The 20,637-nt window shown below is 54.2% G+C and carries 22 protein-coding genes; 7 read left to right on the top strand and 15 right to left on the bottom strand.

Annotation, left to right across the window (positions count from 1 at the left end; genetic code table 11):
* Positions 1-23: 23 nt before the first annotated feature.
* Positions 24-191 (bottom strand): hypothetical protein, encoded by a 168-nt coding sequence (locus tag ACR3EP_RS19335; RefSeq protein ID WP_480639094.1) that lies wholly within the window; start codon positions 189-191, stop codon positions 24-26.
* A 20-nt stretch (positions 192-211) separates the two neighbouring features.
* Entirely contained in the window at positions 212-856 is a 645-nt protein-coding gene (locus ACR3EP_RS19330; RefSeq protein ID WP_480639093.1) for a DMT family transporter, read from the bottom strand.
* 322 nt (positions 857-1,178) lie between these two features.
* Here ACR3EP_RS19330 and ACR3EP_RS19325 point away from each other — a divergent pair, with 322 nt between their 5' ends.
* Entirely contained in the window at positions 1,179-1,457 is a 279-nt protein-coding gene (locus ACR3EP_RS19325; protein ID WP_480639218.1) for a methyltransferase, read from the top strand.
* Between the two features lie 707 nt (positions 1,458-2,164).
* On the opposite strand, the gene ACR3EP_RS19320 is transcribed toward ACR3EP_RS19325, so the two are convergent.
* Both ACR3EP_RS19320 and ACR3EP_RS19315 read right to left on the bottom strand, forming a co-directional pair.
* Positions 2,165-2,314: a hotdog domain-containing protein gene (locus ACR3EP_RS19320; protein WP_480639092.1), complete on the bottom strand. Its 150-nt coding sequence runs from the start codon at positions 2,312-2,314 to the stop codon at positions 2,165-2,167.
* The gene (locus tag ACR3EP_RS19315; protein WP_480639091.1) at positions 2,287-2,481 is read right to left on the bottom strand and encodes a hypothetical protein; all 195 of its coding nucleotides are present in this window, start codon (positions 2,479-2,481) and stop codon (positions 2,287-2,289) included. The genes ACR3EP_RS19320 and ACR3EP_RS19315 overlap by 28 nt, the downstream gene beginning before the upstream one ends.
* A 307-nt stretch (positions 2,482-2,788) precedes the next feature.
* On the opposite strand from ACR3EP_RS19315, the gene ACR3EP_RS19310 reads away from it, so the two are divergent.
* The 5 genes from ACR3EP_RS19310 (at position 2,789) to ACR3EP_RS19290 (ending at position 5,318) form a co-directional block, all read left to right on the top strand.
* The gene (locus tag ACR3EP_RS19310; RefSeq protein ID WP_480639090.1) at positions 2,789-3,064 is read left to right on the top strand and encodes a hypothetical protein; all 276 of its coding nucleotides are present in this window, start codon (positions 2,789-2,791) and stop codon (positions 3,062-3,064) included.
* Positions 3,065-3,451: 387 nt separating this feature from the next.
* On the top strand, positions 3,452-3,661 hold the full coding sequence (locus ACR3EP_RS19305; RefSeq protein ID WP_480639089.1) for a hypothetical protein: 210 nt from the start codon (positions 3,452-3,454) through the stop codon (positions 3,659-3,661).
* A gap of 86 nt (positions 3,662-3,747) precedes the next feature.
* Positions 3,748-4,260, top strand: a complete 513-nt coding sequence (locus tag ACR3EP_RS19300; protein ID WP_480639088.1) for an NAD(P)-binding protein — start codon at positions 3,748-3,750, stop codon at positions 4,258-4,260.
* Between the two features lie 304 nt (positions 4,261-4,564).
* Positions 4,565-5,080: a hypothetical protein gene (locus ACR3EP_RS19295; RefSeq protein WP_480639087.1), complete on the top strand. Its 516-nt coding sequence runs from the start codon at positions 4,565-4,567 to the stop codon at positions 5,078-5,080.
* A gap of 25 nt (positions 5,081-5,105) precedes the next feature.
* Positions 5,106-5,318 carry a GMC oxidoreductase gene (locus ACR3EP_RS19290; protein WP_480639086.1) on the top strand — a complete coding sequence of 71 codons (213 nt, stop codon included), beginning with the start codon at positions 5,106-5,108 and terminating at the stop codon, positions 5,316-5,318.
* Positions 5,319-5,525: 207 nt separating this feature from the next.
* On the opposite strand, the gene ACR3EP_RS19285 is transcribed toward ACR3EP_RS19290, so the two are convergent.
* The 7 genes from ACR3EP_RS19285 to ACR3EP_RS19255 form a co-directional block, all read right to left on the bottom strand.
* Entirely contained in the window at positions 5,526-5,888 is a 363-nt protein-coding gene (locus ACR3EP_RS19285; protein WP_480639085.1) for a glutathione S-transferase family protein, read from the bottom strand.
* A gap of 407 nt (positions 5,889-6,295) precedes the next feature.
* Positions 6,296-6,706: a M48 family metalloprotease gene (locus tag ACR3EP_RS19280; protein WP_480639084.1), complete on the bottom strand. Its 411-nt coding sequence runs from the start codon at positions 6,704-6,706 to the stop codon at positions 6,296-6,298.
* Positions 6,707-8,028: 1,322 nt separating this feature from the next.
* Positions 8,029-9,540, bottom strand: coding sequence for an AMP-binding protein (locus ACR3EP_RS19275; RefSeq protein WP_480639083.1), 1,512 nt, complete (start codon positions 9,538-9,540; stop codon positions 8,029-8,031).
* Positions 9,537-10,958 (bottom strand): acylating sulfoacetaldehyde dehydrogenase, encoded by a 1,422-nt coding sequence (gene sauS / locus ACR3EP_RS19270; RefSeq protein ID WP_480639082.1) that lies wholly within the window; start codon positions 10,956-10,958, stop codon positions 9,537-9,539. Before sauS ends, ACR3EP_RS19275 begins: the two co-directional genes overlap by 4 nt.
* Positions 10,959-11,016: 58 nt before the next feature.
* Positions 11,017-11,976 (bottom strand): Bug family tripartite tricarboxylate transporter substrate binding protein, encoded by a 960-nt coding sequence (locus ACR3EP_RS19265; RefSeq protein ID WP_170351243.1) that lies wholly within the window; start codon positions 11,974-11,976, stop codon positions 11,017-11,019.
* 44 nt (positions 11,977-12,020) lie between these two features.
* On the bottom strand, positions 12,021-12,476 hold the full coding sequence (locus ACR3EP_RS19260) for a tripartite tricarboxylate transporter TctB family protein (protein WP_170351242.1): 456 nt from the start codon (positions 12,474-12,476) through the stop codon (positions 12,021-12,023).
* The gene (locus ACR3EP_RS19255; protein WP_170379681.1) at positions 12,473-13,984 is read right to left on the bottom strand and encodes a tripartite tricarboxylate transporter permease; all 1,512 of its coding nucleotides are present in this window, start codon (positions 13,982-13,984) and stop codon (positions 12,473-12,475) included. The genes ACR3EP_RS19260 and ACR3EP_RS19255 overlap by 4 nt, the downstream gene beginning before the upstream one ends.
* Positions 13,985-14,098: 114 nt before the next feature.
* Here ACR3EP_RS19255 and ACR3EP_RS19250 point away from each other — a divergent pair, with 114 nt between their 5' ends.
* A complete protein-coding gene (locus ACR3EP_RS19250) occupies positions 14,099-15,127 on the top strand; it encodes a LacI family DNA-binding transcriptional regulator (protein ID WP_480639081.1) in 1,029 nt (342 codons plus the stop codon).
* A gap of 1,464 nt (positions 15,128-16,591) precedes the next feature.
* Here ACR3EP_RS19250 and ACR3EP_RS19245 read toward each other — a convergent pair.
* From ACR3EP_RS19245 to ACR3EP_RS19230, 4 genes are all read right to left on the bottom strand, one after another.
* A complete protein-coding gene (locus ACR3EP_RS19245) occupies positions 16,592-16,996 on the bottom strand; it encodes a universal stress protein (RefSeq protein ID WP_170351238.1) in 405 nt (134 codons plus the stop codon).
* A 10-nt stretch (positions 16,997-17,006) separates the two neighbouring features.
* Complete coding sequence (locus tag ACR3EP_RS19240) at positions 17,007-18,314, bottom strand: TRAP transporter large permease (protein ID WP_170351237.1); 1,308 nt, start codon at positions 18,312-18,314, stop codon at positions 17,007-17,009.
* 154 nt (positions 18,315-18,468) lie between these two features.
* A complete protein-coding gene (locus ACR3EP_RS19235) occupies positions 18,469-19,518 on the bottom strand; it encodes a TRAP transporter substrate-binding protein (protein ID WP_170351236.1) in 1,050 nt (349 codons plus the stop codon).
* A gap of 77 nt (positions 19,519-19,595) precedes the next feature.
* On the bottom strand, positions 19,596-20,102 hold the full coding sequence (locus ACR3EP_RS19230; protein WP_170351235.1) for a TRAP transporter small permease subunit: 507 nt from the start codon (positions 20,100-20,102) through the stop codon (positions 19,596-19,598).
* Positions 20,103-20,637: the final 535 nt, after the last annotated feature.

Here is a 20,637-nt window from a genome sequence, read left to right as displayed (position 1 = left end):
GGCAAACGTATAATGGCGGCATACTAAGACTTGAACTTGCCAATGATCAGCGCCGCGACGATCAGAATAAGCGCAAGGATGTCATTCGCCTGTAGTCGCTCTCCAAGAAACGCAATGCCGATGAAAACGCCAACCAGCGTGATCAGATAACCGGAAAGGGCAGTAAAGGTCGGGCCGGTTCGACCAACCATATAGATGAACAGAACATAGGCTATGCCGCCACAAAGACGCCGAGGCCTGCCAGCGCTGTTACGCTTTGCCACGACGGGTCCTGCTTCCACGCGGAACTGAGGATCAACGTCAAAACCACCAGTACTGCGGACGCGATCATAAAGACGTTTCGCATCGCAAGAACAGGTGGCACGTTTGACAGATGTTTCATCATGATTAGGCTTGCCGAGAAACTCAATGCGCCACCCAGGATCGCCAGTTCGCCGATTATGTCCGCCAGCCAGCTGCCTTTGATACTTGGAACGATCAGAACCAGAATCCCTACAAAGCCGACAGCGACACTCAGCGCTGCGATCAAACTCCAATGCTCGTCTTTCACGAAAAACGGGGCCAGTATCAGGGTAAAGATTGGCACTGTGGCAAGGAGGATGGCAGCAATACTGCTGTCGACGTGTTGCTGCCCCAGGATCAGAAAGCACGGCAAGATTGCTTCAGCTACCGCGATTGCACAGTAAAGCGACCAAGGCTGTCTGCCGACTTTTATCGAAGATCCCGCTGAACGTCCGTACATCACAGCGGCGATGATCGTCAGGGTGACAAATCCGATCAGCACCCGCCCGGTCGCCACGACCAACGGCGAAAAACTCTGAATGGCCAGTTCGTTCAGAACAAACTGAGACCCCAAATCAGACTGATCCCGACCAATAACAGATAGTCGAGGGTAACAGGCCTGTTCATGACGAATGCGCTTTTTCGAACACGTGATTCACCACAAAAACATGAAGTCAACCAATCCTACCACAAGCAGGGAGACCGTGCGCCCAGGTATTAACATGCGTGAATACAGTGTATTTTCTGGATAGATATGGGAGGCACCAGATGTACGAAGATCTATTACCTCACACATTGCCGACTGAGGCCGAGCGGCTTGATCGCATGTCACATGCGCACGACCCCGATACCTTTGCAACAATTGAAAGACTGACCTTCCAGAGAATGCGCATTGTCTGGATATAGGTGCCGGGCGCGGAAGCGTCGCGATCTGGCTGGCCGAGACATTGCCCCACGCAAAAGTCATCGCCAGCGATCTGGACGTGTCGTCCGTGAAAGAAAACACCTTACCCAACATAGCCCTAGAGGAGATCGATCTGCGAGCCGATGAGCTTGGTTCAGAATTATATGATCTGGTTCACTGTCGCGCGGTGTTGTGCTTTACCGACCCGAACAGAGGTTTTGTCAGCGATCCTGAAGTCGCTCAAACCCGGCGGCGCATTTGTTGTTACTGAAATGGACTTCAGGCGAGTTGCTTCCGGTCCGAGCCGTTTTTGGGCTACGTTCTGGACCGCGTATCTCGAATTCACCGCATCTCAAGGGTGGAATTTAGAATTTGGTGCAACGTTGCCGGGCTTTCTTGCCAATACGGGCTTTACGGAAATTGATGCACGGCACATCCAGCCCATTTTAAATCTCTCCGGAAATACCGCAGGAGCGGCTGAAGCGCAGACCTGGTCACTAACATTGGCAACATTGGCGCCTAAATTGATCGGTGGCGGTTTTATGACCGAAGGCATGCTGACCGAAGCACTTTCGATCATCCGTAACCCCGAAGCTTGGACGGCCGGACCAGGCTTCATGGTCACCAGTGCGCGGCGACCGATGACCTAACCCGAGGGCAACTTATCCTCAGTAAGAAACACTTGTGGATGTCTGCTATTTTGAAGCAAGCGCCATTCGTGCAATATGTAGAATGTGGTACTTAGGGCTCAAGGCGGCCATCAGAGCCAGTGCAGCATTGCCCCCTGCCCCACATCACACAGGCCTTAAGGACGGCCCAATCCGGTCACTCAGTGAGGTGCATAGTTGCTGCGCGCGCAGCCCGCTTTGCTGACTTTCACTGCATGTGCGAATTATGAAAGCACCAAACTCACAGATCACGGACAAATCCTGGTTATGGCTTCCGATTGCAAGCTCAGCCAGCTATGAACCTGGTGGTTTAACCTTTCCAATCCAGAGTGAGTTGCGTTTGGGTCACGATCGCCGCAGTACGGCCATCGGGTCGGGTAATCGTGGTCTGCCAAATCATTGTTTTTCGACCGCGATGCAGGGGAATACAGGTCAAAGTGATCTCGTCGCCAATCCGCACAGATCGGATGAAGTTCGTCTTGCTCTCCGGGTTGTTGTACTGGCATCTTTGTCAAGGTTCACTGCAGCAGCTACTCCTCCTATGGAGTCTGCCGCCCCCATGATCGCACCACCATGCATCACCCCGTTTCGGTTGCCCATGTCTTCTCGGACGAGCAGTTTCGCCACCACCTCCTCCACTGAAACGGACACCAGTTCGAGGCCCAGAGATTGGGAGTAAGGTGGTAACCAGTGCTGGATGTTTTGTTATGCATGTACGGTTTTACTCATGGACGAATACATCTGTGTTCCTTGGTGTCCGAACTAGGTACCCACCACCATTTCACCTGCGGGCGGAATACACTTATTCTTGTGGTGTATTCAAAATCGAATTGTAGGAGAAGTTACCGTGTCCGTCCCGCAGATTGTAACTGTCGTTGGCTATATGACGATCCTAGAATCACATGCAGCGGCATTTAGAGAAAATTGTTGTAAAATGATTGAACTGCGTAGGCTAGAACCCGGCCATTTGGCGTCAGCCTACAGTTTCGGTGCCGGTGGAAAAGTTGTATCCCGCGAAGACTATGACAACGCCGATGCAGTGATCCGCCATATGGAATTGGGCAACCACATCTTTGAGCTCACGCAACAGCTGGTCGAGATCACCGGGGTCGAATTACATGGCCCTCAAGCTGAGCTTGAAAAGCTGGGCGATCTGTTCAATGGGATGTCTCCCGCAATCTTTGACACCGAGTTTGGATTTCGCCAGTAGTTAGACGTGTATGACGGATTGAACGGAAACTGATAAGATGGGCCCAGCCCGGTGATCAGGGCATCTGTTTGCAATAGGTGGAGACAGGTCGAATGATGGGACGACGACGCTTTTTGACTCGTGTGATCCCGACCACGTTCTGGGCAAACATCGTAATGCGTAGCCTTTCCATAAACGCGGAGGCAAAGACCGTCGAAAACACAAGCTACAAGGTACTCACGGCAGCCGAAGTAGAGACTCTGGCTGCCTGGTGCGCGGCGATCGTGTCCGGCGCAGACCAGGCCGGGGTCGCTAGGTTTGTCGACGAAAACCTCGCAGGAGATCAGGGCGCGTCCTTGTTACTTCTCAGATACCTTGATGCCAGCGACATGGCAGGATTTTACCGCAATGGGATCTTGGGCATTGAAAGAATGCCTGCACCGGTTTGGTTTGTCCTTTGCACGGGCGGATGCCGGTAACCGACTGGAATTGGTTGAGGCTGCGATAGCCTCGAAGATGCAAGTCTGGACCGATCCAGATCCGAATTTCTTTATTTCATTTCACGCAGCGACGCGGTGGATGTTGTTTATGGCACGCAGGCGGGATTTGCGGATCTGAATATTCCTTATCTCGCGCATATTCCGCCACCCCGGCCTTGGTAGCAATTCTGCTAACCTAGGAGAAACCCAAAACACAGAGAACCAATGACCAAAATCTCACATGATAAGGTCGAAGTCGTGATCATCGGCTCTGGCATCGCCGGCAGCACGATGGCGGCGGAGCTGGGTGAGGCGGGGTTCACCGTGCTGGTCCTGGAAGCCGGGCCGGAGCGCCAGCTTTCGGATATGATCAGCTCGCAGATCTGGTCCCGGCGGCTCAGATGGGCAGGGCCGGAGGTCCGGGAGTCAGGCGATCTTGTGGGGGCCGCAAACTTCGCCATGGGTTGGGGGACCGGCGGGGCCGGTTTGCATTGGTACGCAAATTGGTACCGGCTGCATCCGGACGACTTTCACGTCAAATCCTTGTACGGGCGCAGTCTAGACTGGCCCATTGATTATGAAGACCTGCGGCCATGGTATGACCGTGCGCAGTCTTATTTTGGCGTTTCTGGCGATGAAGATACTAATGCGCCGCCGGCGAGGCCTATCCCATGCCTGCCATTTCAATTTCCAAACAGTCACAGACCATCAAGCCCGGGTTTGAAGCAGAGGGGCTGAAACTCACGACAAACACATTGGCAGTAAACTCCGTTCCCTATGATGGCCGGTCAGGATGCCTGCTTGACGGCTGGTGCGACGCGGGCTGCCCAATCGGGGCGTTGGCAAATCCACTAGTTCTGCAATGGCCACGGGCCCGAAAAGCTGGGGTTGATCTACGCCACAACGCCTATGTTGCACGAATTGAAACTGACCCTGCGGGATCTAAGGCAACCGCAGTCTTATATGTCGATGAGCAGGGTCGGAAAACCTGCAACCTGCCGAAATTGTTATCTCGGCGTGCCACACAATCTGGAATGCACGGTTGCTGATGCTGTCCGCCAGCGACAAGCATCCTAATGGGCTTGGCAATGGCAGCAAAACCCGGACGCTATTTTACGTCTCACGCGCTAACGACCATCCACGGGCTTTTTCTCAGGAAACGGAGCCCCATTTGGGTGTGTCCGGTGCAAATACGCTCTGCCTGGATGGCTATGACGACAAACAACCGGCAAAGGATACCTTTGGCAGCCGCGCGTGGCTTGTTGGACAGGCTGCAAAACCCAACGATCTGTTGGGAATTGCTCTGGCCAAACCCGAATTGTGCGGCGAGGCTCTGGACGCATATTTGCGTCAAGCCAGTTTGCATTATGGCAATATGACTGTGTTGTGCGAGGAAGATAGTATTCCGGAAACCGCGTCACGCTCGATCCATCAAAAAAAGATCGATATGGGTTACCGCAAGCCCATGTGCAAACTCTCTTCCACAGGCAAATGCCTCCAGATCAGATCTGGCCAGGGCCGAGGGTCTCCGTATCTTCAATGCGGCGGGGGCTACTGATGCCTGGGCGGGCCCGCGAAATCCTATGCACATGATGGGCGGAACAATCATGGGCGACGAAGCATCGGCATCGGTCACGAATTCATATGGGCAGGTGCATGAGATCGACAATCTGTTTGTCGCCGGCGCAAGCCTGTTTCCAACGCCCGGCGCCATCAACCCGACAGCTACGCTGGCTGCGTTAGTGTTTCGCACGGCAGATTATATTCGCACCCATCGATCAGAGTTACTGCCCTAAAGAGCGCTGCGCGGCAGTTGTGCCCGCCCCATTCCATCGAATGCGTCGAGCAGTACTGAACCAACGGTGCAGAGCACTCTGGTGGCCAGAATGTCGTCAGACTGACAATCCGGGGCCACTGGAATGTACCGAACAGTATATAGTCCGAATAATCTGGCGCTACGCCGCCCAGGAACGGCGTTTCGGCGAGCGTTACCTCAAACGGGCTCAGTGCTTGTTTGATCGCGTGACGTGCGGATTCAGGGTCAGCTCCGATTTCTTCGACGGTCTGGCCGAATTTGCGCAGGTTCGTTCACGATAGTAATCCTTGTCGCACTTCGCCGTCAGGGGAAATTGCTCCGCTATGACAGCACGAAAGATCAGAGGGTGCAGCGTGTTGTCTGCCCAGTGATTGACGAATAGCGACTTTGCCTTGTCGGATGGGCTGGCAAACAGTGGATGGCCCGGATAGGTGTCATCCAGATAAGACGCAATGCACCAACTGTCCCGGACCCACTGATTGCCATCCACCAGAACCGGCGCCGTCACACCCCGGATCTTGCGATCCGTTGCTTTTCGGTTATGCGCCATGGCTCTGAGTCAAAACTTAGTTGTTTATGCGCCAGCGCCATGCGACTGCGCCAGCAGTACGGACTCAAATGGACTTTTGGATTTTCACCAACAACTTCAAAGAGCCTGCGCTTGTTCTCGTGCGATATCATGTTGGGGCCCATTCTGTTTCACGGCAGTCTATCACATTGCCAGAAACGACTGAGGCTGCTTTTGCGTTATGTTCGCGCAAGGGAGTCCTGGTTAATGGCTGTCCGCAACCGCAGTTGAGCAGCCGCCACGCCATCATTTGGCTCTGAGCCGACACTGGCTTTGCCCACTGGTGCTGCGGCGCACCCCGTCGAAGCGGCCATTCACTGCAACTGCGGTATCAAGGCTTGCACGAACTTTAGCATTGTGACTCTGCGACTACCTATTGACCTAATGAATCAGCCGCCAATCTGAGTCATCGTAGCTTGAACCGCATGATACCTTTGTGCGTTGGGAGGATGTGTGCCCAGAAAACGATCACCAGGATCAGGAACTCGCGCGAAGTACAGCGCACCTTTGAGTGGATCATAGCCCGCTTTATGGGCTATTACCGTGCCTAGTTGATCAGCTTCCAATTCAAAGTTCTTTGAATAGCTGCGCATAACAAACGCTCCAAGATCTTGTGCAGCGGCAATATCATTCGGCCCGGTCCCGGCTATTGTTGCCAGACCAGCCAAAATTACTGCACCAGCCGCCGCATTTTGAGCGCGACGCGCCAAATGCCCTTGAATGTGGTGAGCGGCTTCATGCGCCATTACAAATGCAAGTTCATCGGTATTGTTCACACTTCGTGTCAGCGCTTGGGTCATTGTGATCACCGGGCGTCCCGACTTGCTTAAACTCTGATATGCGTTTGAGGGTGCTTTTTGTTTGGATCAATACGGATCAAATCGCAATTCACTCCCCGAGTACGGCGGCGGCATTCTCGCTCTGCCACGGGTTCTATCCGTGCGGCGACCTGCCGAAACCTTACTTGTGCCTGCTGTGAACTGACGGGGGCGCTTGCGCGACCGGGGTTTGGATAGGTGCAGATGGAGGAGGGTTGGTTGATACGCATCCCGCCAACATCAAAATAGATATTGCCAATACAGCTCGCTTCATAAAAGCATCTTTCTAGCAATTCAAAACACAGAAATAGAGGCCATAGTCTTCGATAAGCCAACATCCAAATCCGATAATAGAGCTTGTGTGAATTGTTATTCAATAACAGCGGAGATTGTCTGTAGTCGCAGGCCGATTCAGCTGTCGCCAGAATGGTGAGCACCGTAAATGGCGTTGAAACGAACAGCCAACTAGCCCACGGCCTCCTCGCTAACGACCTAAACCTTGTTGATCGACACATAAACAGCCGCCATTCCCGGCACCACGGCTTGAAACCTATCTGTTTTGCGGCGTTTTTCGGAGATCGAATGACCGCAGACTAAGAACCTTCTCCTATAAGGTTAACTCAATTGGCAACACTAAGCGCTATTGAATAACAGGTTTGTGTCGCAACCCTTTGGGTGCAGTTTAATCGGAAAATCAACGTCTGGGAAACTTGGACCAGTCAGATGGGGCTGCTCAACAGTATCTCCTACCGCCGATATTAAGCTGACTTTGTGTTGATCCTCCCCCTCTGAAGTGGTCCGCCGCTATGGTAAAGAAAATGGAGGAACCACATGGCGAACAAGCGACCGAAGCCGGAAGAGATCGTCTCACCAATCAGGTGGCCCGACAAGAATTGTCGGAGTACGTAAATAATGGGACCGAATTATTGAGACTCGCCTCCCATTGAATTCAACACCTTAAGATTTTTGCGCTTTTTGAATGTTTCTACAGCGACTTGTCGGCCGCAGCCTCGGGTCATGTTGCTTACCTCGTTTGCGACAGCCGCAGCTGCCGCATCACCGGTTTCGATGCCCTTGAGAAGTTTCTGGATCAGGTCCTCATTCGAAGCCACAGAAACAATTTACACATTCTTACGCAAAAAATAAAATTAGTTGCCATCTTCGGTATCAGCCAATCGAAACGAAGTCACTGATTACAAGCTGGGACTGAGGTTCAATGTGGTCAAGTGACAACTCTGTTGGTGCTGCAGCGCGGCTTCGCCAGTGCGAACACTGGGTAATCTAATTAACGATGTCGCGGATGTTCAGGTAGTTGGGTCACCAGCTCTCTCGTTAACGATCTCAAGTATACGGTTTCGTTGAATTTTCCCAGATGGCCCTTTTGGCAGTTCCAGCAGAAAATGAACGCGATCGGGCGATTTGAACCGGCCGACCTGCGCTTCGCAAATTTTCGATAGATCCATAGAGGTCACTTGAGACCCCTCGCGAATTGCAACAGCGGCTTCTACGGTTTCACCATAGCTGGCGCAGGGGCGTGCGAAAGCTGCCGCTTCGACAACGTCTGGGTGGGAATAAAGCGCTTCATCGATCTCACGCGGCGCGATGTTCTCACCGCCTTTGATGATCAACTCTTTCAAGCGTCCTGTTACGAAAACATAGCCGTCCTTGTCCATGCGCGCGAGGTCGCCGGTGCGCAACCAGCCATCAGCCGTAAACGTTCCCGACGTCGCGCTGGGGTTCTTGAGGTATTCCAGCATCACATTGGGACCACGAATGACCAATTCGCCTTCGGTTCCGCGCGGCACAGGTTGAAGACTGGCGTCCAGGATTGCCGCTTCGTTTCCAAAGGCAACTCCGGGCGACCCGATCTTACGAACACCCGGAGGCAGCGGGTTCGACAGAATCTGCGCCGCCGTCTCAGTCAGGCCCATCGTTTCTATGATCGGAATTTCGAAGCGGTTTTCAAAACTTCGCTGAACGTCCGGCGCCAATGCTGAAGATGCGGATCGTCCGAAGCGTACGCGCTGTCGGGTATTGGCATCCGGACTGGTGTCCGAGTGCAGCAGATGAGAAATGATGGTTGGTACCACCGAGAACCAAGTTGCGCCGACCTTGCCAAGATTGTCCCAGAATCTGCTGGCCGAAAACTTTTCGCACATGGCCAGCGAACCGCCCGATACCAATGTTCCCATCACCGTCACGCACAGCCCGTTTATGTGGTAGATCGGTAAGACGCAAAACCCGCGGTCAGCGTCAGTCAATTGGTGCGCGACCGCAGTTGTCCAACCGCCCGCCAACAAGCTGGCGTGAGTGTGAACCACCCCCTTGGGACGCCCGGTCGTCCCCGAAGTGTACATCAACAGCGCATGACTGCTTGATGAGATGGCATGCAGGTTGCTGCCGGTGTCTTTGGCGTCCGATACATGCAGCGCTGTAATCGCTGCCGGATCGGCTGTTCGCGCAAACAGGCCCGTTTGGTCGGAATGCACGAACCCATAACGTGCATCGCTGTGCTCCAGAGCATAGGTAACGGCGCTGTCTCCGGCGACGAGGTTGATCATCGTTGCCCGAAATCCGCCATAGAGAACACCGAACAGAACCTCCAACGCTTCGCGACAATTTGGGTAGAGGATGGCGACACTTTCGCCTTTTTCTACGCCCAGATCGGTCAACATGACGGCAACACGACGCGCGGTTTCGCGCAACTCGCTCCAAGTCAGGTCCGCCGCGTCGTCCGGGAAGACGAAACCGGTCCCACCTTGGATCGCACGGTAGTCCAGCCAATCACGGATGGTGCCTTCGGGCGGGTTGGTCATTGTCCGACCTCCGACCAGTAGGCGCCGAAAATCTCATCAAGCCCGGGTTCGCGCGGCGGCGTCTCACGCACAATTTTCGTGGTCTGGACGAAGTGACGCCAGTGCAGATTGGTGTCGATTGAGTTCTCGCCCCAGCTGCCGCAGCCCATCGACAGCGAAAAAGGCATCCCGTTGGTAAAGCTGCCGCCAGTGGCAAAGGTATGTGCTTGATTAACGATCACCCGGCAGGTGGGCAGATCACGCCCCATACCGATAGCACGCGCATCGTCATTCGTATGAATGCCAACCGAATGCCCTGCCCCTTGATGCGCCAGAATTCGGGTTGCAATTTCCCTAGCGTCGTCGAAATCCGCCGCGCGATAGAGTGCCAGAACCCGGCTGAGTTTTTCGCCCGACAATGGATGATCCGCGCCGATACCGTCGGTCTCAACCGCAAGAAACTTGGTTCCTTCAGGGACTTTGCCTGCCATCCCCAAGGCGTCCAGCATCTTGTCGGCGTCCTGCGCGATAACGGACCGGTTGAGGTGACCGTCAGGCCAGAGCCGCGCGATGATACCGTCTGTTTCCGAAGACGGCACCAGAACGCCGCCTTCGGTCGCCATCGCGGCGACGAAGGCGTCATAAACCGCATCCACCACGACCAAAGCATTCTCGGAAGAGCAGGACGTTGCATTGTCGAAACATTTAGACGCCGCGATCTTGGCTGCGGCATCTTGCATGTCGGCGGTTTCGTCGACAATCACAGTTACGTTGCCAGCGCCAACCGCCACTGCAGGCGTGCCGCAGGACTGCGCGCGCTGGACGTTGTTTTGGCTGCCAGTGCAGATCACCCGATCAACGGTCTCCATCAACCGCTGGGTTTTCGCCTTTGACCCGGGCGCTGCGATCATCTGGACCAGATCACAGTCCAGCCCCAGTTTGTCAAACTCAGCGTGGATGTAACCCACCAGCAGCTCACAAGAGGCCACGCCCTTGGGCGACGGTGCCACCACGATGGAATTGCCACCCTTGAGCGCATTGATGATGTTGTTCGCGGGCGTGGCGGCAGGGTTGGTCGAAGGGACGACCGCGCCAATGACCCCGATCGGCCGGGCAATCTCGGTAATTCCGGTGGCCGGATCGTCACTGATAATGCCTTGGGTTTTAACGCTCGCGATATCCCGCAACAGGCCAAGTGTCTTGCGGTGGTTCTTTGTGATCTTATCGGGCACATTGCCCAGTCCGGTGGTTTCGACGGCTACCTCGGCAAGCGCCCGATTGCGCGTCGGTTCCATGATGGCCCAGCCCGCCGCCAGTGCCGCTTTGTCGTAAAGCGACTGGCTGGCACCGGCTTCAAAAGCCGCCTGAGCTTTTTGCGCGCGTGCGACAATACGATCTATTTCAGCAATTTCGGGGGAAATCCCGTCCTGAGCGTTCATCTTGGTCCTCGAATGGTTGTTCGGGGCGGACCCGTTCCGCCCCGCTATGATCGCCGGATCAGAGGCCGGCCAGCAATTCGTTCAGTGTCTGTTGGCGTTGAGCCCACATTTCAATCACTTCGTCCCGTGTCATGATGTGCATTGGCGAACCGCCTGCCTCCATCTTTTTGGCGACGCGGGAATTGGCGAACATCTCGGGCACGGTGGCGGCCAGTTTCTCGATCACCTCCGGCGGAGTTCCTTTGGGCACCATCACACCCCGGAAGTTGACCGACGAATTGTCGACCTCGAGCCCCTGCTCCATCATCGTCGGAACATCCGGCAGGAAGGCGTTGCGTTCCAGATCGGCGACGCCCAGGATTTTGACGTTACCCGCCTCTTGGGCGCGGAACGCGTCAGACAGGTTGTTGATGCCGCCCATGACTTCGCCCGCGATCACCGCTTTCATTGCTGCGGCCCCGCCACCTTTGGTCGGGATATAGGCCATTTTGGTCCCGGCGGCCTTGTCGAGTTGCAGTGCAGCAATGTGGTGGCCTACAAACAATCCTGCACCCGAAACGGTCAGTTTGCCGGGGTTTTCCTTCGCAAAGGCGACTACATCCTGCATTGAATTGAATTCACTGTCCGCACCAACCACGAACACAGCAGGATCGGCCCCCCAATTGGCGATGGGCTCAAAGCTGTCGGTCGAGTATTCGACGCCGCCCTTGATCGATTGGGCGATGAAGTGGGGAACGTTGTAGGCGGCCAAAGTATAACCGTCCGGGTCGGCCTGCGTGGCAAACCAGTTCCAGCCAACGCGACCACCTGCGCCGGGTTTGTTGATGATGGCAATGGGCATTCCCAGCGCATCCTCGTTCCCGGCCGTCATGGTGACGATCCGCGCCTGAAAGTCGGTTGCACCTCCGGCCCCATAGCTGACCATCATCATCAGTGGTCGTTCCGGGTATTCCTCGGCCATTGCCTGGCCTGTCAGGCCAGCCAGAACCAGTGCGGCCCCTGCGATCAATCGTTTCATTTTGCGTTTCCTCCCTGATTTGGTTCACCCGCAAATTGGTGCGGTCAGAACAGAATTTCCCTTGGGGTGTAGACGTTCAGAAGCATGGCGAAGAGCCCGTACATCACCGTCACAAACACCACTGTGATGACCCCGCGTTTGATCCAGCTTTTTGCTTCGGCATGAGGCGCGGGATCGTAGATCGACAGCAGGACAAAAAAGGCGATGGTCGTAGCGGTATAGAACCCAAGCGTTTTTGCCGCCCAGAACACGTAGATCAGCGTGATGATCAGGCCGGGCAGCATGTTGATGAACATGGCGCGCGTCACGCCGTTTCCGACCTTGGACAAGCCCATCAGGGCTTTGCCAAATGTCCAGCCGGCCAGAACCACGAAAACAGACGCGATAAGGCGCGGGAACAGAAAGGCTTCGGCCGGTTGCTGGGTATAGCTGACCCACGTCACCCAGAGACCAACTGCAAAAACCAGACCCGACCCGAATATGTGCTGCGAGCGGTTCATGCCTGCGCCTCCTCTTTGGTGGTGTAGCGACGGCTGCGCAGTTCCATCCAGACCGAATAGGCGATCGAGGCCAGCACAATGACGATCAGCAACAGGTTCAAACCGCCGGTCAGGAAATACGAAGCCTTGCCAACGGTGGCGTCGGCGATCATTCCGCCCTGAATGAAGTTGGCCTCGGCGATGGGTCCAAGGATCAGCCCCAGCACCAGGGGTGCGGCAGAGAATCCGAAACGTTCCAGAAAGAACATGCCGATGCCAAGACAGGCCATGACATAGACGTCACCCATCGATCCCTGCACCGAATAGGCCCCAAAGACCGACAGCGCCAGCACGATGGCGGCCATGACCGATTGCGGCACCTGCGCCACGCGGGCTGCTAGCCCTGCGACATAAAGGCCAAAGATGCACATCAGTATCTGCCCGATCAGCATCGAGTTGATGAAGGTCCAGGCGACATCGGGGTGATTGTCGAACAGGTCTGAGCCGGGGAAAATACCGTGAATCAGCAAGCCGCCCAACAGAACAGCGGCGGTGGGGCTGCCGGGAATGGACAGCGTCAGCAAAGGTACCAGAGATGGGCCGACCATGGCATTGTTGGCGGATTCCGCAGCGATCACGCCTTCGGAATGACCCGTGCCGAACTTGTCTTTTTCAGCCGAGAACTTTTTGGTCTGATCGTAGGCGACAAGACCCGCGATTTGTCCGCCGACACCCGGGATCAGGCCGATGATCGAGCCTGTCATCGTGCCGATACCCAGCGCGCGGGTGCGGCTGAACAACTCTCGGAATGCCGCGACGATCGAATGGCGCTGCACTTCAATGACCTCGGCCCCTGCGTTATGGCGACCCTTGGCGAACATCGTCAGCACCTGTGGGATTGCGAACAGGCCGATCAGCGCGGCAATGATGTTGATTCCACCACCCAAAGCGGGGTGAAAGATGAAACGCTGCGCCCCCATGATGTCATCAAAACCGATAGTGGCCAGCCACAAGCCGATGCAGCCTGACAGTAGTCCCTTTACCACCGACGCGGAGTCCAGAGTGCCGATCACCGTCACGCCCAGAATGGCCAGCCAGAACAAATGCGAAGGGCCGAACGCCAGAGCCCATTTGGCCAAAACGGGGGTCAGGAAGATCAAAAGCAGAACCCCGAATATTCCGCCCACCGCCGAAGCCAGAAACGAAAGCTGCAAAGCACGCGCACCTTGGCCTTGTTTGGCCATCGTATGCCCGTCCAGTGTTGTGGCGATATTGGCAGGCGCGCCGGGGATCTTGAGGAGAATTGCGCTGACTGCCCCTCCGGCCACGGTCGATGTATAGGCGGCTCCCAGCAAGATCAGACCCTGCGCCGCCTCAAGCTGGAAGGTAAACGGGATCAACAGCGCGACAGCCATGGTCGGTGAAAGCCCGGGCGTCGCACCCAGGATGAGACCACCGATCGTGCCGCCGAGCAACAGCATGAATGACAACGGGGTAAACACGTCTCCGAAGTAATAAATGAATTCCATTCAGGGCCTCCCAACCCGTCGGTTCATGTTTCTTACTTTTGTTGACAAATCAGGTTAGGCGATGAAAATAGTATTGCAAATGTTTTCATAAATTCGACCAAACGGGAGAATATTATGTCAAGTTTTCAGAAGGGTAAGGTGGATATTGTGGCGGTCGCAAAGGCCGCAAAAGTGTCACCATCCACAGTGTCGCGCACCTTTAATCACCCGGATCTGGTGAACCCAGCGACTCGCAAAAAGATCAATCGAGCGGTTCAGAGACTGGGGTATATCCGCAATCGGGCCGCGCAGACGATGCATGGCAAACGGTCCGGTACCATCGGCCTTGTGGTGCCCACGATCAACCATGCCATTTTCGCCGAGGTTATTCAGGCATTCTCGGATTCGATCGACAAGGCCGGGTTCAGCCTGTTGCTGGCGTCGCACGGATACGATCTTGACCGGGAATACGCCATGGTCCGCAAACTGCTCGAGCATCGCGTGGATGGCGTCGCGCTTGTCGGTTTGGAACACGCCGAGGCAACCGCCCGCCTGATCGAACAGCAGAAAATTCCGGGGCTGGCGATATGGAACTACTCCGAAGATTCAGACTTGCCCTGTGTCGGGGCAGACAATCTTCTGGCCGGGCGACTTGCGACCGAGCATCTTCTGGCCTTGGGGCATCGGGACATCGGACTGATTTTTCCCAAAACCAATGGCAATGATCGAGCGCAGCACCGGTTCACAGCCGTGCATGATACGCTCGCGGAAAGGGATATTTGCCTTCCGGATAAGCGAGTTTCCGAAGCGCCCTACAGTGTCTCGCAGGCAAAGCAGGCTGCCATTTACCTTTTGACGGAACATCCGCGCCCTACGGCATTGTTGTGCGGAAACGATGTTATTGCACAGGGTGCCTTGTTTGCCGCGCAGAGACTGGGCCTGACCGTGCCCGAAGACCTGTCGATTATCGGCATCGGCGATTTCAAAGGGTCGTCAGACGTCGAGCCGGGTCTAACGACCATTCGTATTCCGGCAGAAACCATCGGAACGCTGGCGGGGGAAAAGTTCACCGACTACATTACCTCAGACGATCCGGAGCCATTCAGAGTCTGCTGCGAATTGGAGTGCATCGTCAGAGGAACAACGGGTCCAGTGACGATTTAGCGGCTATACAAGGCAATATTTTTTGACCCCGGAAAATTCTCGTATTGAGCGTTTACGGGTGTGAAGGTGTGAACGCCCCTGCTGGTTGCGATGAACTGATAGCAGATTGGCAATTTTCTCGCTTTAAGTGCTTGCGGTGTGAAAACTGCTGCATGAGCGCCGGATAGTTCGCTTCCGCGCAGTAGAAAAGTTATGATTCACACAGACTGTAGCAATTCATTAGCCGAGTAGTTGCACCTCTTGGACGCCATGCGGCGGGGTTACGCTCCAACTGTTAGCCTCAGTCCTCAACTTTGCGCTGCTTTATAGTAGTCTTGAAGCCACCTGCAGAACTGGTTCACCTCGTTTCGTTTTTCCGAGGTGACCTGAACGACCAAAAAACACTGCGGGCGTAGGCAGCCGATCATCGAGTGGAGAGACCAGCAGTCCCTATTTGATGTAGTTGCGCAAAAAATCCTCCGAGATAGTCGCCGCGCCTTGGCCGAGGGAAACGATCTGCAAGGCAATCAGTGAAGAACCCACCTTCATGGCAGTGTGGTCCGGCAACTCTATGCCAGCATTCCCCGCCATCTGAGCCCAGTCCGCCTCTGAGCCGATGATCTGGACAGCCCGTTCGGCCAGTTTTTCCAGGCACAGGTTGCGACTGAGCGAGTTGGCCAGGCTTGGATGGCAAACGATTTCGGCAAATTGACGCCCCAGATGGCGGAAGTCGCGTTCGGCCCAGTTGCCATATCCGGCATACTCGGAGTTACCATTTTACTTTGGGTTACAGACAGCTGGCATGGAATCGCACCTGCGTGGGTCGCACTTGGGGCCGCTCTGATCTGTGCATTACCTGTAGTCGGTGTCATCCCCTTCAGTGATCTTCCTCAGAAAGTAAACATTGCGCCAATCTTCTTTGTGTCCGGGGTCATTGGGTTCGGAGCCGTGGTTTTTCACTCCGGAATAAATGCCTGGGCCGGAGTGTATCTGGTGACCATGTTCATGAAGCAAACCTTTCCAGCAATACGGCAATATTTGCCTCTCTGGCCGCCATCGGATCACTGGTGGCGGTGTGTACAACGGTTCCGACTGCGCCAGGTGTAATGACGCCACTGGCAGGACAATTGGCAGAAACCACTGGCTGGCCAGTTGAGTGGGTCTTAGTGGCGCAAAGGAAGCTCTCTTGGTCTCTTTCCAAGCATTCCCTACCTGTCAACCGAAAGTCGCGTTCTTAAGTTTTGGAAATTTTGGCCCGTTTCCGAGTCACAAAGACTCGAAAACCTAAGTAACTGAATCTGTTGCATGCGCAGTCTCAGTAATTAAGCGATCCGACAAGAATTGTTGGCTTTCAATAAAATGAAACCAAGTGCCTGAGAGTTTTACATTTTTCAATACAGTACTTTGAATGAAAAAAGTTTCCGGCCCCTCCCCAAGAGGAACCGGAAACCCCATCTTTTTGCAACCAATTGATTTTGCTTGACCTTATCTAAGGACCACCACGCTGCAATTGGAATGCCGTACAACCCTGGCGGCCGTAGATCCCAGTAGTAGGTCAGAAAGACCGGGTCGGTGTGAGGACACGACGACACAATCTGCCTTGTGCTTTTCCTGCCAACTGAGGATTGCATTGGTCGAATGTCCTGACACAACATGAACATCGATCACGTCCGATCCCAGCTCTGCCGTCAAAGTATCCGCAAGCTCCTCAATTGCTTTCTTAAGCTGATCCTTCGGAAAGTATGACGCCATGTAGGATGGCAGCTCTTCCATAATGGACAAGACCGAAATCCGACCACCGTCCGCCAACAGTTTTTTCGCTGCTTCTATGGATGCCGAATACTCTTTCTCATGTCCGGGAGCTACGGGGACAAGTATATGTTTGAACATCTGATATCCTCTATTTCAGCGCGTTGGGCAGCCAGGTGGCGATTTCCGGGAAGATGAAAATCAACGTGAGGCCAACGAATTGAAGTACAACAAAGGGTCCAACCGAGTTGTAAACATCGCCCATACTTACGTCCTTGGGCAAAACGCCCTTGATCCAGAACAGAACGAAGCCGAATGGAGGGGTCAGATAGGCGATCTGAATGTTAACGATGAACAAAGCGCCGAACCACAGTTTGTCGATCCCCAGTTCATCAATGATCGGGATGAACAGTGGGGTACAAAGCAGAATGATGGCCCAGTCATCCATGACCATACCCAGGATCAAGATGATCAGCATCATCATCAACAGGATGCCTGTGCTTCCGCCTGGCATGGATAGAACCAGATTGGTCAGAAGGTCCTGGCTGCCCAAGGTATTGAACACGTTGAGATAGACAGTTGCGCCAATCAGGATCCACAGGCCCATACCGCTAAGCTTTACTGTCGAAACCAGCGATTCAACCAGAACTTCCTTGGTCAGTTTGCCATAGATGAAGTTGATGACGAATGCGCCCGCAGCACCAAACGCAGCAGCCTCGGCAGGCGTTGCGATGCCGCCCCAGATAACGCCCAAAACGATCACGATCAAAAGGGCAAAGGGCCAGATGCTGAGCACGGCGGTGAGTTTTTCACTCACCGTGAATTTCTGATCTGCCGGTAGAGCGGGCCCAAGTTCCGGCTGAATGCGGCAACGGACACCGATGTAGATGGTATAGAACATGGCAAGCATCAGACCCGGCATCAGACCGGCCATGAACAGGTCACCGATGGATACTTTTGCCAAAAGACCATAGAAGATGAACGGAACGCTCGGTGGGATCAGCGCGCCCAGAGCGCCACCTGCCGCGATACACCCGATGGCGATCCTACGGTCATAATTGTATCGCATCATCGAGGGGTATGCGATCTGCCCCATGGTTGTCGTCGCAGGTGGCGTGATGCCAGTGATAGCTGCGAAAACGGTACAGACCTGAACCGTTCCCATCGCCAGTCCGCCATGAACATGTCCAATCAGCTTATAGACAGCGTCATAGGCGGCCTCGGCTATTCCGGAAAATCGTATCAAGGATCCCATGAACAGGAAGAGCGGCACGGTCACCAGAATCGAACTCCACGGAGTCGAATAAAAGGCACTTGGCACCGACAAGAGCGCTCGCGGTTCTATGATCATCGCAAACAGTACGGCTGTACCGCCAAGGCCAAATGAGACCGGCAAACCCATGAAAAGAATGGCGAATAGCACTATGAAGTACAGCGCTGTGATAAGTTCAAGGCTCATTTTTTGTCTTTCCTTAGCACGTGGCAGCCTAGGAACGTCGGCTAATGCGCGGTTCCAAATGCCGTATTGTTGGCGGCATTTTCCGGGGCACCGCTGGCTCGTTTAACAAGCCAGCGGTCATTTTGTGCGTCACGTATGACGAATTTTCGGTGGATTAGTTCCCTGCAGCTTTATCTTCGAGGAACTTTTTGTAGATTTCGACGCCTTTGGCGTTTCCTTTAGATGCTGCAGCAACTTGGGGCCAAACTTCTGCGATGGACTTTTCACGCATTCTTGCCACTTCTTCGTCGCTCAGCATGATCACTTCGCCACCGGCATCGCGCAGGATTTGCAGCGCTTCTTCAACGCCTTCCGCGTGCATACGGCTGGTTTCAAAGTAGGTTTCTTCGAAAATACCGTCGATTTGCTCACGCTGCCAGTCCGTCAGGGCATTCCAGCTTTGCAGGTTGATGAAGATTTCCTGGTGCTGTGCGGGGTTCCAACCCGGCATGATCGCGTAGTCGATCACTTCCTGGAAGGACATGTCGTCGATCCCACCGGTATCCCAGTAGGTGCCTTCGATCGTTCCCAGCTTGATGGCAGTATAGATTTCGCCACCGTTCATGGAAACGGGTGCACCGCCCATTGTCGAGTGGAAGATCGCCTGAGGACCACCTGCGCGCATTTTGTGGCCTTCCAGGTCTTCCATTTTTTCAACCCGGAATTTGGTGAACATCGCGTTTGGACCCTGGTTGGTCCAACCAGCCCAGTGCAGGTTACGCGCGTGTGCAGCTTCCTGAACGATATCGCCGACGCGATAATCAGGATTTCCCCACATCACTTCCCATGCTTCTTCGGTGTTGTTGGCGCCCATTGCCATACCGAAAGCCAGCATGCCTTCCGGCATATCACCACCATAGACGGATCCCCAGCCGGCATAGCCGTCTGTTTGACCGGCTGCGGCTGCAGAGAAGGCTTCGGCGCCGCTTACCAGTGCGCCAGCAGGCTCGACACGGATTTTAACGGTACCTTGTGTTGCTTCCTCAACGGCTTCAACCCAAGGGATCAGGCCGTTGTCCCAACCAGCGTCAGTTTGGTCAAATGCCGGCTGGAAAACCCATTCTGTTACCTCATCCGGCGGGCCGTCTGCAGCGAAAGCAACACTTGCGCTGGTGGCAAGAGCACCGGCCCAAAAGGCTGTCTTTATGGATTTTTCAAGTTTCATTTGTATCCTCCTTGTTTGTAGAGATGATTTTTTTTCGTTTTGATCTTGTTCAGATTAGGACGTCGCCGGGTTTCGGCTTACGCCTCATCAGGTTCGCCGCCGAAGATTGTTTGCAAATCCACAAGAAGCTTCTTGATGACGATCAGCAGAACAAAGAACCCGGCGAGTGGGATTGCAAATTTGATTGGGTAGATCGGAATCGGCACCGATGTCGGCGTCCACTGGTTGAGCATCAGTGAAAGCGAACCCGCTTCGTATCCTTTCCAGATCAGAGTCACCAGAAAGAGGATCGCGATGGGCGCGGTCAACACATCTAGGATCGCCTTCTTTCGCGTTGTCGCATTCGCGTAGAAAAGATCAAGCTTCACAAAGCTATCATGCTGCAGCGAATAGATACCACCCACACATGCCAAAAGCACCATTGCGGCCTGCAAGGTGGTGCCGATCCATTGCGATGGGTTGTTGAGCAGGTAACGCATGAAAACGTCGGAAACACCAAACGCCATGCAGTACAAAATCAGAAACCATCCGATCCAACCTGCGAATTCGGATATGGCCCCTGTAAGAGCTTCAAGTCCTCGCATCAGCACGCTTTGTCCTCCCCGTGAAAATGCCTATTTTGAACAAGGCGTTGCAATGACTTTGCAGACCCAGCTCTGTCTTCCCTAGAAGAATATGATGCGTTCCATACGCGAGCAGGCGCAACCCCTCATTTCGCAGAAGGCTTGCATCGTCCTCCTCGGGTCAAGTTAAGATTATGCGGGCCAATAAGCGAAAGGCACAGATCGATGAAAATATGGGCACAGATCAATCCAATGCTTATCACGTTGTAAAATAACAATAATATTCGATATCGACTTGAAATTAAGCGGATAATTTCAATGTCGATGGGAACAGTTAGCGCCCGTCCAACGCACATTGCTTCAATGGATCGACCAGACGGTGGTTCTTCGTCGTCCTGATGCATTCCAAAGATGAGATTCAGAAAAGCACTAGGATGCTACACAGATTTTGCGTTGGCACGTGTTAGTGTTTTCACGAGGCCTTTGGGATCAACTTCAAATAATAGAACCTCGCCGGAATATGACGTGGCGCTTCAATGTCTCAATGCGAGAATTT

The sequence above is a fragment of the Ruegeria sp. BB10 genome (genome assembly GCF_056535725.1).
The sequence above is the reverse complement of the archived record's forward strand: the minus strand, read 5'-3'. Positions and strand labels throughout refer to the sequence as shown.

Coding starts and splice junctions, on each gene's coding strand:
- ACR3EP_RS19335 (WP_480639094.1), bottom strand. CDS start 191: ATGGTTGGTCGAACCGGCCCGACCTTTACTGCCCTTTCCGGTTATCTG.
- ACR3EP_RS19310 (WP_480639090.1), top strand. CDS start 2,789: ATGATTGAACTGCGTAGGCTAGAACCCGGCCATTTGGCGTCAGCCTAC.
- ACR3EP_RS19305 (WP_480639089.1), top strand. CDS start 3,452: ATGGGATCTTGGGCATTGAAAGAATGCCTGCACCGGTTTGGTTTGTCC.
- ACR3EP_RS19300 (WP_480639088.1), top strand. CDS start 3,748: ATGACCAAAATCTCACATGATAAGGTCGAAGTCGTGATCATCGGCTCT.
- ACR3EP_RS19290 (WP_480639086.1), top strand. CDS start 5,106: ATGCACATGATGGGCGGAACAATCATGGGCGACGAAGCATCGGCATCG.
- ACR3EP_RS19285 (WP_480639085.1), bottom strand. CDS start 5,888: ATGGCGCATAACCGAAAAGCAACGGATCGCAAGATCCGGGGTGTGACG.
- ACR3EP_RS19280 (WP_480639084.1), bottom strand. CDS start 6,706: ATGACCCAAGCGCTGACACGAAGTGTGAACAATACCGATGAACTTGCA.
- ACR3EP_RS19275 (WP_480639083.1), bottom strand. CDS start 9,540: ATGACCAACCCGCCCGAAGGCACCATCCGTGATTGGCTGGACTACCGT.
- sauS (WP_480639082.1), bottom strand. CDS start 10,958: ATGAACGCTCAGGACGGGATTTCCCCCGAAATTGCTGAAATAGATCGT.
- ACR3EP_RS19265 (WP_170351243.1), bottom strand. CDS start 11,976: ATGAAACGATTGATCGCAGGGGCCGCACTGGTTCTGGCTGGCCTGACA.
- ACR3EP_RS19260 (WP_170351242.1), bottom strand. CDS start 12,476: ATGAACCGCTCGCAGCACATATTCGGGTCGGGTCTGGTTTTTGCAGTT.
- ACR3EP_RS19255 (WP_170379681.1), bottom strand. CDS start 13,984: ATGGAATTCATTTATTACTTCGGAGACGTGTTTACCCCGTTGTCATTC.
- ACR3EP_RS19250 (WP_480639081.1), top strand. CDS start 14,099: ATGTCAAGTTTTCAGAAGGGTAAGGTGGATATTGTGGCGGTCGCAAAG.
- ACR3EP_RS19245 (WP_170351238.1), bottom strand. CDS start 16,996: ATGTTCAAACATATACTTGTCCCCGTAGCTCCCGGACATGAGAAAGAG.
- ACR3EP_RS19240 (WP_170351237.1), bottom strand. CDS start 18,314: ATGAGCCTTGAACTTATCACAGCGCTGTACTTCATAGTGCTATTCGCC.
- ACR3EP_RS19235 (WP_170351236.1), bottom strand. CDS start 19,518: ATGAAACTTGAAAAATCCATAAAGACAGCCTTTTGGGCCGGTGCTCTT.
- ACR3EP_RS19230 (WP_170351235.1), bottom strand. CDS start 20,102: ATGCGAGGACTTGAAGCTCTTACAGGGGCCATATCCGAATTCGCAGGT.